The sequence below is a fragment of the Pedococcus sp. genome (assembly GCF_036554925.1).
Lineage (GTDB): Bacteria > Actinomycetota > Actinomycetes > Actinomycetales > Dermatophilaceae > Pedococcus_A.
Genome location: NZ_DATBMI010000034.1, coordinates 1 through 10,546 on the forward strand (window position 1 = coordinate 1; position 10,546 = coordinate 10,546).

Here is a 10,546-nt window from a genome sequence, read left to right on the forward strand (position 1 = left end):
CCGACCAGCCCGACGAGGTGGTCACCTACGTCGACGCCCACGACAACGAGACGCTGTTCGACAGCCTCACGTTCAAGCTGCCGCAGGCCACCGCGATGAGGGACCGGGTGCGGATGAACACGCTGTCGCTGGCGACCACGGCGCTGTCGCAGACGCCGTCGTTCTGGCACGCAGGCGCCGACCTGCTGCGCAGCAAGTCGCTGGACCGCAACAGCTACGACAGCGGCGACTGGTTCAACACCCTCGACTGGACGGGCCGGGACAACGGCTTCGGCCACGGCCTGCCACTGAAGGCCGACAACGAGGCGAAGTGGCCCTACATGAAGCCGCTGCTCGCCGACCCGAAGCTCAAGCCGGCCGCCGCCGACGTGCTGGCCGCCAGCGCGCAGGCGCAGGACCTGCTGCGGCTGCGGTTCTCCTCGCCGCTGTTCCGGCTCGGCTCGGCGGAGGCGATCAACACCAAGGTCTCCTTCCCGGCGAGCGGCACCGCCGACGCCCACGAGGGCGTCGTGGCCATGCGGATCGACGACACCAAGGGGGCCGACGCCGACCGCTCCCTCAAAGGACTCGTGGTGGTGTTCAACGCCTCCGACGAGGCCGTGACCCAGAAGGTCGCGGGCCTCGCCGGCGCCTCGCTCGCGCTGTCACCGGTGCAGGCGCAGGGCTCCGACGCCGTGGTCAAGACGTCGAAGTGGGACGCCTCGACCGGCTCAGCCATGGTGCCCGCACGGACGGTCGCGGTGTTCGTGCAGCGGTAGCGGGAGCGGCTCAGGAGGCGAGGGTGACGTTGCTGCCCTCGAGCGTGGCGCGGAAACCGTTGTCCGACACGGTGACCCGAGTCAGCCGCATGCCCTCGGGGAGTCCCTCGACCGTGTGCCGGATGGTCACCAGCCTCCGGGCTGCGGCTGACAGCGCCGCGTCGAGGAAGTCCGGTCCGCCGAGGTCGACGGCCTCCGGCTCGATGACCAGCTGACCGCCGACCGCAGTGACCGTCCCGGTCGCGCGGAGCGTGACCGCGCGACCCGCCAGGCCAGCGGTCCGGCGCACGCCCGCGCGGCCGTCGCCCGCGGCATACAGCTCGACGCCGCCGTCGATCTGACGCGCCGCGGCCGCGAAGGGGAGTGTGGCCTCGAGGCGAAGGTGGCCGACCCGAAGGCCCTGGGCGGTGACGCGCACGTCGGTCCCGTTCGCGCGCACGTCCGAGAAGGGGCCGTCAGGCGTCACGACCGTCGCGCTGCTGAGGTCGACGTCCTGCAGCCACGTCTCACCCTTGCGGAGGTCCGCCGGCGGGGTGCTGGCCGGTGGGGGCGCGGACTGCTGGGGGGCCGGTTGCGCTGCCCCGGTGGGCCGGCTGGCGGAGAGGACCAGCGCGCCGGTGCCGAGGATGACCACGAGGACGCCGGCGAGCAGGCCGAGCAGGAAGTTCCGCACGCCGGTCACACCATGTACTGGTCGTGCTGGCGGTAAAGCTCGGTCCACTGCTCCGGCGTGAGCGCCCGCTCGCCGCGCGAGACCTCGGCGACCGCCTCGAAGTAGGTCTCGCGCGGCGCGCCGGGAGCGAAGTGCAGGAGCACCGAGACGGGCTCGCCGGACTCGTTGCGGAAGCCGTGGATGCCGCCGGGCGGCACGTGCGCGAAGTCGCCCGTCTCGAGGTCGCGCCAGCCGGTGCCGTCGTGGAGGCGCAGCGTGCCGGACAGGACGAAGAACGACTCGGACATCGTCTTGTGGAAGTGCGGCTCTGGTCCGCTGCGCGCCGCCGACATGTCGTAGCGGTACAGGCCGAACAGCCCGCCCGTGGTCGCGCCGGTGGCGAGGTAGTGGACCTCCGTGTTCACGCTCTCCAGGTCGGGCGCCTCCCAGGCTGGCCGGAGCCAGGCCGAGGCCTCGCCCTCGTTGCTGGTGTAGAGGGGTGGCGGGTAGCTCATGGGCCCAGTGTGGTGGCGAGCGGGGTCAGCGGCGACCGCGCCGCCCGCTATCGCGGCACGGCGGCCGGCTCCCCCACGGGCTGGCGCTGCACCTCGCGCTCCCGGCGCCGCGCGGGCAGGTAGCAGAGGACGCCGATGAGGCTGACCGCCCCGGCCGTCACCATGGCGACCTGGTTGGAGGACCCCTCGGCCAGCACGCCGAGGAGCGGGCTGGCGATGCTGAACGCGGCGAACGCCATCATCGAGTTCATCGAGAGCACGGTGGCCCGGTTGCGGGCCTGCGCCTCGCGGTGGAGGAGGGCGCTGTGCATGGGGCCGTTGCCCCCGTGCAGGCCGTAGGTCAGCAGGTAGGCCGCGACGAGGGCTGCCGGGCCGGCGACGAGCCCCATGACGACGGCGCCGAGCGAGTTCAGCGTCCGCGCGAGGATGGCCGTCCGCGCCACGCCGAGCCGCTTCGACAGCAGCCCGGCCAGAGCGGCGCCGAGGGCGAAGACACCCCAGCCGGCGGAGGCCACCGGGCCCATCAGCGCGCCGGCCTGCTCCTCGCTGCCGAGCATCTCGGCGAGACGGATCGGCTGGAAGGTCTCGAAGACCACCATGGCGACGGACCAGAAGACCTCGACCATGACCAGGCCGCGCAGGATGCGGTTGTGCCGCAGCAGCCCCAGGCCGTCGCGGACGACCCCGGGCGCCTCCTTGGCGGACTGGAGGGCCCGCCGGGCGCCGGTGGCGTCGACGTGGGTGCGCGGCTCGCGCAGCAGGACGAGGACGGCGACGAGGTGGACGACGTTGAGCGCGACGAAGATCGCGACGGGCAGCAGCAGTGCGGACTGGCCCGTGAGCGGGTGCCACCAGACGAGGCCGCCGGAGATCAGTGCTCCGGCGGCGATGCCGACGCCGAGGAGCGTGCCCTGCGCGGAGAGGGCGCCGTCGACGTCTGCGCCTGGCTCGCTCGCGTGCACGGTGTCGACGTACCACGCCTCGAGTGGGCCGGAGTCGAGCGCGCGGAAGAGGCCCATCAGGCACGCGGCGAGGGCGAACATCCAGAAGGTCTGCGCGACGAGGTAGGCCACGGCCGCGAACACGTTGACCACCGCCGCGGCGACGAACACCGGACGGCGCCCGAACGCGTCGGCGAAGCCGCTGGTGGGCAGCTCGAGCGCGAACACCACGAAGCCGCTGAGGGCGCTGGCCGTCAGAGCCTGGGCGACGGTGAGCCCGCGCTCGAGGGGGAGGAGCGTGAAGAGCCCGACGACGAGGCCGACGGGGAACCAGCGGGTGACGGTCAGCGTGAGGAAGACGCGGCGGGCGGCCCGCGGGCCCAGGTGGGCGGTCATGGCTGGCGCCGTGTCTGGGCGGCCTTCTGCTGCGGCGCCTTGTCGAGGTCGAGCGCGTAGGCGAAGAGGTAGACGGCGATGCGCTTGGCCTCGGGGTTGCCCTGGCCGACGCGCCGGTACCTGCGGACGACCTCGCCGATCTCGTCGCGCATCTCTTGGAGCTGCTCCGCCGTCACGAGGACCATGTCGTCGCTGCTGCCACAGGCGTCCTGCCAGTCGGCGGGCCAGGTGGGGGAGGCATCGAGCCACCGCTCCGCCTGCTCCGAGAAGTGGCGCACGTAGTCGCGGGACAGCCAGTTGAGGGCGGTCTCGGAGTCCTCGTCGCCCTCGAAGTCGCTCGGGTAGTAGGAGTGGAAGTCCGTCGCGGCCCTCCAGAGCCGGCGCTTGCCCTCTCCCTGGCCCGTGTCGGCGACGAGCCCGACCGACTCGAGCTTGCGCAGGTGGTAGGAGGTGGCGCCGGAGTTCGTGCCGAGCGCGGCCGCGAGGTCGGTCGCGGTGGCGGGCCCCCCGACGCGGAGCCGCGACAGCAGGCGCGAGCGCAGGGGGTGCGCGAGGACCCGCAGCGAGCTCGCGTCGAGGCGGAGGCCGGTGAGGTCGCCGGACGCTTCGGGGGTGGGCGAGGAGGTCATGCATGCACAATACTTGTGCACACTCTCTTTGCACAAGATCTGTGCACAGAGAGTGTGCGCGGGTAAAACCGCAGGTCAGACCATGTATCCGGGGTCCGGGGCCGAAATTTGGGCGGGCGGCTCAACGCCCGTAGACTTGACCACTGTTGTGCCGCGCGCCCTTGGGGGCGGCCGGAACGCCTCCCGGAGCCCGCGGCACACGACCACTGGAAGACCACACGTAAGGCAACCACTTTGCGCACCTACACCCCGAAGCCGGGCGAGGTCACTCGCACCTGGCACGTGATCGACGCGACGGACGTCGTGCTGGGCCGCCTCGCGAGCCAGACCGCCATCCTGCTGCGCGGCAAGCACAAGCCGACCTTCGCCCCGCACGTCGACGGTGGTGACTTCGTCATCATCATCAACGCCGACAAGGTGGCCCTCACCGGCGCCAAGCTCGAGCAGAAGAAGGCCTACCGCCACTCCGGCTTCCCGGGTGGTCTGAAGGCCCAGTCCTACCAGGAGCTGCTCGCCAAGAACCCCGCGAAGGCCGTCGAGAAGGCCGTCCGCGGCATGCTCCCCAAGACGACCCTCGGCCGCGCGCAGCTGACCAAGCTCAAGGTCTACTCCGGCGCCGAGCACCCCCACGCTGCGCAGAAGCCGCAGCCCTTCGAGATCTCACAGGTCGCGCAGTAAGTCCGCAAGGGCCTGTGCAGAAAGCGAATTGAGGATATTTCGTGGCTGACACCACCGAGAACATCGACGCCGCCGACGACGTCGAGCTGACCGAGTACACCTCCGAGTCCGAGGGCACCGTCTCCGGCGAATCCGTCCGCCGGCCGAGCGCCTCCGCGCCCGGCGCCGCCACCGGTCGTCGCAAGCAGGCCATCGCCCGCGTGCGCATCGTCCCCGGCACCGGCGAGTGGAAGATCAACGGGCGCTCGCTCGAGGAGTACTTCCCGAACAAGGTCCACCAGCAGATCGTCAACGAGCCCCTCAAGGTGCTCGAGCTCGACGGCGCCTACGACGTGCTCGTGCGCGTCCACGGCGGTGGCCCCTCCGGCCAGGCCGGCGCGGTCCGCCTCGGCGTGGCCCGCTCGCTCAACGGCGTGGACGAGGAGCTGAACCGTCCGGCGCTGAAGAAGGCCGGCTTCCTGACCCGCGACGCCCGCGTCCCGGAGCGCAAGAAGGCCGGTCTCAAGAAGGCCCGCAAGGCTCCGCAGTACTCCAAGCGCTGACCCCTGTCTGGTCTGCGCTGGCCGCCCGTGGCGGCACCCGACACACTCGGGTGCCGCCATTGGCGCATTCAGGAGTAGGTTTCCCCAGATGCGTTCCCCCCGGCCCAGCCGCTCGGCGACCCAGCCGTATGCCGCCCTCGGCCGCTGACCGAAAGGCTCAACCCCCACATGTCACGACTCTTTGGGACCGACGGCGTCCGCGGTCTGGCCAACATCGACATCACCGCCGAGCTCGCCCTCAGTCTCTCGGTGGCGGCCGCGCACGTCCTCGGTGACGCCTCGCTCGCGAAGGGGCGACGCCCCAAGGCGGTCGTCGGCCGCGACCCCCGGGCATCCGGAGAGTTCCTGTCCGCCGCCGTGGTGGCCGGCCTCGCCTCCGCCGGAGTCGACGTCTACGACGCCGGCGTGCTGCCGACGCCCGCGGTCGCGTACCTCACCGCTGACACCCACGCCGACTTCGGCGTGATGCTCTCGGCCTCGCACAACGCGATGCCCGACAACGGGATCAAGTTCTTCGCAGAGGGCGGACACAAGCTGCCCGACGATGTCGAGGACGACATCGCCGCGCGGGTGGACCAGGCGTGGGAGCGGCCCACGGGCGCGCACGTCGGCCGCATCCACCGCATGCGGGACGCCCACACCCGCTACATCGCGCACCTGCTCACCGTGCTGCCCAACCGGCTCGACGGCCTGACCATCGTGATCGACGGCGCGCACGGCGCGGCCAGCCTGGTCTCGCCGGAGGTGTTCCGACTGGCGGGCGCGAAGGTCTTCGAGATCGGGACGGAGCCCGACGGCCTCAACATCAACGACGGCTACGGGTCGACCCACCTCACCCACCTCAAGGAGGCCGTGGTCGCCCGCGGAGCCGACCTCGGCATCGCCCACGACGGTGACGCCGACCGGTGCCTCGCCGTCGACAGCAGTGGCAACGAGGTCGACGGTGACCAGATCATGGCCATCCTCGCGGTGGCCATGAAGTCGCGCGGGGCACTCGCGAACGACACCCTCGTCGCCACCGTGATGAGCAACCTCGGCCTGCTCCAGGCCATGGACCGCGAGGGCATCAAGGTCGTCCAGACCGGGGTCGGCGACCGCTACGTCCTGGAGGAGATGCGCCGCTCGGGGCTCTCGCTCGGCGGCGAACAGTCCGGCCACGTGATCTTCCTCGACCACGGCACGACCGGCGACGGCCTGCTCACCGGCCTGATGCTCGCGGCGCGTGTCGCGGAGACGCGCCGGCCGATCGCCGAGCTCGCGACGGTCATGACCCGCCTGCCGCAGGTGCTGGTCAACGTCAAGGGCGTCGACAAGTCGCGGGTGGACTCCGACGCAGAGCTGCTGACCGCGGTCAAGGCAGAGGAAGAGGCGCTCGGAGGCACCGGGCGCGTCCTGCTGCGCAAGTCCGGCACCGAGCCCGTCGTGCGCGTCATGGTGGAGGCAGCCGAGCAGGAGCAGGCGCAGGCCGTGGCCGAGCGGCTCGTCGAGGTCGTCAAGGCGCGCCTGGCGCTCTGACCCGCCTGCGGGAGCCCGCAGGGGACCGCCAGAGGCCGTTGGGTTTCCGGCGGTTGCCCGGCCACTGTCGCACAGGCCCGCCCTACGCACCCCTGCGTATGGCGGGCCTTCGTGCCGTGCGCGACGCTTGGGGGGTTCGCCAGACGTCCTGGGCGTCGGGTGAGCCGGTGTCTCTGCCGTTGACGGGGACGAGAAGAAATCAGGGGGGAGGTCTGGTCACCGCTCGGGGGCCTTGACCAGACCAAGACGCTGGGCGCTGAGGACTGCTGAGAGGCGGTCCACAGCGCCCAGCTTCCTGTACAGGTGCTCCTGGTGCTTGTGCACGGTGCGTCGCGAGATGCGCAGCCGGGCCGCAATGCCGTCGACGGTGGCGCCGCGGGCGATGTGGTCGAGCACGACCCGCTCTCGTGGGGTCAGGTGTACCGCCGTGGGGTCAGGGGCTGCGCAGGCGAGCTGTGCCGCCGCGGCGAGGTGACGGATGTGGCTGTCGAGACCCGTCACCAGCGCCTGGATGGCCGCTGCACGGGCAAGGTCGGCATCGGTGTACGGCGACTCGCTGACGAGGGCGTAGGCATCTCGTGCGCCATGGTGGTTCAGCGCGAGGGGGATGGTCATCTGGTGGCGCGTGAAGCCGAGCTGCTCCATGAGGTCGACCGCCCGCTCAGACAGGCCCCAGCCCTGTGCCACGACGCCCTCCAGGGTGGCGGGCTGGTCGGTGCGGGTGCTGACGTTGTAGGCGTAGAGCGGCTGGTCGAAAGCGGCGTCATGCACGGCCGAGGCCCACGCCGGGGAGTCCCGCCACTCCGGCCCGGGGAAGAACTCCACCTCCTCGGGCTGGGGCGCGGGCGAGGTCTCGGTGCGCACGGTGAGGTAGGCATGGCCCCAGCGCCGGAGTGCCAGCACCAGGAGCTCTTCGGCGGTGAACGGGTCAGGCTCGTTCAGCACGTCGGCGGCGACGGTGAGCCAGCGCTGCGCGTCGTCCATCGGCCCTCCCGGGTGGTGCGGTTCCCCCACCGTAGGCCAGCCTCACCTCAGGCGGACGCCGATTCGTCGTCGCTGCTGCCGGTGACCGGGGCGAGCAGCCCGGTGTCGACGTCGTAGAGGAACCCGCCCACGGCGACGGACTCGGGGATGAGGGGGTGCGAGCGCACCTTCGCGAGGTCCTGCCGCAGCGCCTCGACCTGGTCCTCGACAACGCCGAACGGTTGCCACGAGGCGTCCTGGCCGGCGGACTCGCTGACCGCCTCGTGGAGCTGCTCCTCGGTGTGGGAAGCCATCGCACAGCGGGTGTGGGGGATGACGAGGATGCGGTTGACGTTGAGCAGGTGCGCACCCAGCACGAGGGCCTCGAGGGCCTGCGGGGTGACCCGCCCACCGGGGTTGCGGAAGATCTTGGCGTCACCCGGCTTGAGGCCCACCATGCCGAGCGGGTCGATCCGCGAGTCCATGCACGTCACGATGGCGACGCCGGCGTGGGCGACGCCGTCGAAGCCGCTCAGCGCAAACGTCTTGGCGAACTCGCGGTTGGCCTCGAGAAGGTCGTCGAAGGCACTCGTGTCCATGCTGTCCTCCTGTCAGAGCAGGCCCGGTCGCCTGCTGATGCTCATCGCCATCGGCTTGGCCGTCTCGGCGAAGAAGTCGTTGCCCTTGTCGTCGACCACGATGAACGCTGGGAAGTCCTCGACCTCGATCTTCCACACGGCCTCCATCCCCAGCTCGGGGTACTCGAGCACCTCGACCGACTTGATGCAGTCCTGGGCGAGCCGCGCCGCGGGGCCGCCGATCGAGCCGAGGTAGAAACCGCCGTGGGCGCTGCAGGCGTCGGTCACCTGCTTGGAGCGGTTCCCCTTGGCGAGCATCACCATCGACCCACCGGCGGCCTGGAACTGCTCGACGTAGGAGTCCATCCGGCCGGCCGTCGTCGGGCCGAAGGAGCCGCTGGCGTAGCCCGCGGGCGTCTTGGCAGGGCCGGCGTAGTACACGGCGTGGTCCCGGAGGTACTGCGGCATGCCCTCCCCGGCGTCGAGCCGCTCCTTGATCTTGGCGTGGGCGATGTCGCGGGCGACGACGAGCGGCCCCGAGAGCGACAGGCGCGTCTTGACGGGGTACCTCGTCAGCTCGGAGCGGATCTCGTCCATCGGCCGGTTGAGGTCGATGCGCACGACGTCCTCGGCACTGTCGTCGCTGTCGAGGTGCTCGTGGGTGGTCTCGGGCAGGAACCGGGCGGGGTCCCGCTCGAGGACCTCGAGGAACACTCCCTCTGGTGTGATCTTGCCCAGCGCCTGGCGGTCGGCCGAGCAGGAGACGGCGATGGCGACGGGAAGGGAGGCGCCGTGGCGGGGCAGGCGCACCACCCGCACGTCGTGACAGAAGTACTTGCCGCCGAACTGCGCGCCGATGCCGAAGTTCCGGGTCAGCTCGAGCACGCGCTCCTCGAGCTCGGTGTCGCGGAAGCCGCGCGCCGTCGCGGCGTCGCCCGTGGTGGGCAGCTCATCGAGGTACTTGGCAGACGCGTACTTGGCGGTCTTGAGCGCGAACTCCGCGCTGGTGCCACCGATCACGATCGCGAGGTGGTAGGGCGGGCAGGCTGCGGTTCCCAGCGAGCGGAGCTTCTCGTCGAGGAAGGCGAGCATCCGCTCAGGGTTCAGGACCGCCTTGGTCTCCTGGTAGAGGAACGACTTGTTGGCGCTGCCACCTCCCTTGGCCATGAACAGGAACTTGTAGGTCGTCTCGTGACCGGGTGCGGTGTCGGCGTAGAGCTCGATCTGGGCGGGGAGGTTGGAGCCGGTGTTCCGCTCCTCCCAGGTGGTGACGGGTGCCATCTGCGAGTAGCGCAGGTTGAGCCGGGTGTAGGCGTCGTAGACCCCGTGGGCGATGGCCGCCTCGTCGGTGCCCTCGGTGAGAACCTGCTGGCCGCGCTTGCCCATGACGATCGCCGTGCCGGTGTCCTGGCACATCGGCAGCACGCCACCGGCCGCGATGTTGGCGTTCTTGAGCAGGTCGAGGGCGACGAACTTGTCGTTGTTCGAGGCCTCCGGGTCGTCGATGATCCTGCGGAGCTGGCCGAGGTGAGAGGGCCGCAGGTAGTGCGCGATGTCGTGCATCGCCTCGTCGGTCAGTCGGCGCAGGGCCTCAGGCGTGACCTCGAGGAAGGTGCGGCCACCGGGCCCCTCGACCGTGGTGACGCCCTCGGTCGTCAGCAGCCGGTACTCGGTGTGGTCCGGGCCGATCGGCAGCAGGTCTTCATAGGCGAACTCGGCCATGCGGCGGAACTCCTCCTCGGTGCGACGCAGTCGGATCGGGGGCCAGCCTACGGCTGGATGCCAGTCGCCGTTCCGCCGGTCCACGCGGTATGCCGCGCGCTCGCCTCCTCGTGGCCGCGCGGCATACCTCAGAGCTCGTCGAGGCTCGGGGCGTAGGCGCCGGCCCGCGCCACCGTGAGTCCGGCGCACGCGAGCGCGCGCTCCACGGCAGGGCGCACGTCGGCAAGCGTCGCGGATGCCAGCCGGGCACGGCCGTCGGTGCCGGTCAGCCCGGCTGCCGACAGGCCCGAGAGCAGGCCGGCCATGAAGGAGTCGCCCGCGCCGACGGTGTCCACCACGCCGGTTGCCATGGTCGGGGCGGAGGCCAGCTCGCCGGTGGTCACGCCGAAGACGACGCCCTCCGCGCCGCGGGTGACGACGACCAGGGACGGCCCGAGCTTGGCCCATCGGCGGAGCACCTCCGGCACGGCCTGGCCCGGGTAGAGGACGGCGAGGTCCTCGTCACTGGCCTTGACCACGTCGGCGAGGGCGATGATCTCCTCGACACGTTCGCGGACGTGGTCGAGGTCGCCCATGATGTCGGGACGGAGGTTCGGGTCGTAGGAGATCGTGGCCCGTTCCCGCGCGGAGCGGAGCGTCTCCAGGACGGAGGTGGCG

The 10,546-nt window shown here is 71.2% G+C and carries 12 protein-coding genes; 4 read left to right on the top strand and 8 right to left on the bottom strand.

From position 1 onward, the window contains the following. On the top strand, positions 1 to 758 hold a 758-nt coding region (locus tag VIB11_RS02355; protein ID WP_332027997.1), incomplete at its 5' end, for an alpha-1,6-glucosidase domain-containing protein. A 10-nt stretch (positions 759 to 768) separates the two neighbouring features. Here the strand turns inward: VIB11_RS02355 and VIB11_RS02360 are convergent. Genes VIB11_RS02360 through VIB11_RS02375 form a run of 4 tightly spaced genes read right to left on the bottom strand, consistent with a single transcriptional unit; the run spans position 769 to position 3,891 of the window. Beyond that, positions 769 to 1,431 carry an LmeA family phospholipid-binding protein gene (locus tag VIB11_RS02360; RefSeq protein ID WP_332027999.1) on the bottom strand — a complete coding sequence of 221 codons (663 nt, stop codon included), beginning with the start codon at positions 1,429 to 1,431 and terminating at the stop codon, positions 769 to 771. A 5-nt stretch (positions 1,432 to 1,436) separates the two neighbouring features. After that, positions 1,437 to 1,925 (bottom strand): cupin domain-containing protein, encoded by a 489-nt coding sequence (locus VIB11_RS02365; protein WP_332028001.1) that lies wholly within the window; start codon positions 1,923 to 1,925, stop codon positions 1,437 to 1,439. 47 nt (positions 1,926 to 1,972) lie between these two features. Then, positions 1,973 to 3,262, bottom strand: a complete 1,290-nt coding sequence (locus VIB11_RS02370; protein ID WP_332028003.1) for an MFS transporter — start codon at positions 3,260 to 3,262, stop codon at positions 1,973 to 1,975. Then, a complete protein-coding gene (locus VIB11_RS02375) occupies positions 3,259 to 3,891 on the bottom strand; it encodes a helix-turn-helix domain-containing protein (protein ID WP_332028005.1) in 633 nt (210 codons plus the stop codon). Before VIB11_RS02375 ends, VIB11_RS02370 begins: the two co-directional genes overlap by 4 nt. 234 nt (positions 3,892 to 4,125) lie before the next feature. On the opposite strand from VIB11_RS02375, the gene rplM reads away from it, so the two are divergent. From rplM to glmM, 3 genes are all read left to right on the top strand, one after another. Further along, positions 4,126 to 4,569, top strand: a complete 444-nt coding sequence (gene rplM, locus VIB11_RS02380) for a 50S ribosomal protein L13 (RefSeq protein WP_332028006.1) — start codon at positions 4,126 to 4,128, stop codon at positions 4,567 to 4,569. A 41-nt stretch (positions 4,570 to 4,610) separates the two neighbouring features. Beyond that, positions 4,611 to 5,111 carry a 30S ribosomal protein S9 gene (gene rpsI, locus VIB11_RS02385; protein ID WP_332028008.1) on the top strand — a complete coding sequence of 167 codons (501 nt, stop codon included), beginning with the start codon at positions 4,611 to 4,613 and terminating at the stop codon, positions 5,109 to 5,111. A 168-nt stretch (positions 5,112 to 5,279) separates the two neighbouring features. Continuing rightward, entirely contained in the window at positions 5,280 to 6,626 is a 1,347-nt protein-coding gene (glmM, locus tag VIB11_RS02390; RefSeq protein WP_332028010.1) for a phosphoglucosamine mutase, read from the top strand. Between the two features lie 216 nt (positions 6,627 to 6,842). Here the strand turns inward: glmM and VIB11_RS02395 are convergent, their stop codons facing one another. The 4 genes from VIB11_RS02395 to VIB11_RS02410 all read right to left on the bottom strand — a co-directional run. Next, positions 6,843 to 7,610, bottom strand: a complete 768-nt coding sequence (locus tag VIB11_RS02395; RefSeq protein WP_332028012.1) for a helix-turn-helix transcriptional regulator — start codon at positions 7,608 to 7,610, stop codon at positions 6,843 to 6,845. A gap of 47 nt (positions 7,611 to 7,657) precedes the next feature. After that, positions 7,658 to 8,188: a carbonic anhydrase gene (locus tag VIB11_RS02400; RefSeq protein WP_332028013.1), complete on the bottom strand. Its 531-nt coding sequence runs from the start codon at positions 8,186 to 8,188 to the stop codon at positions 7,658 to 7,660. A 12-nt stretch (positions 8,189 to 8,200) separates the two neighbouring features. Continuing rightward, the gene (locus VIB11_RS02405; RefSeq protein ID WP_332028015.1) at positions 8,201 to 9,889 is read right to left on the bottom strand and encodes a fumarate hydratase; all 1,689 of its coding nucleotides are present in this window, start codon (positions 9,887 to 9,889) and stop codon (positions 8,201 to 8,203) included. Between the two features lie 128 nt (positions 9,890 to 10,017). Then, on the bottom strand, positions 10,018 to 10,546 hold a 529-nt coding region (locus VIB11_RS02410; RefSeq protein WP_332028017.1), incomplete at its 5' end, for a PfkB family carbohydrate kinase.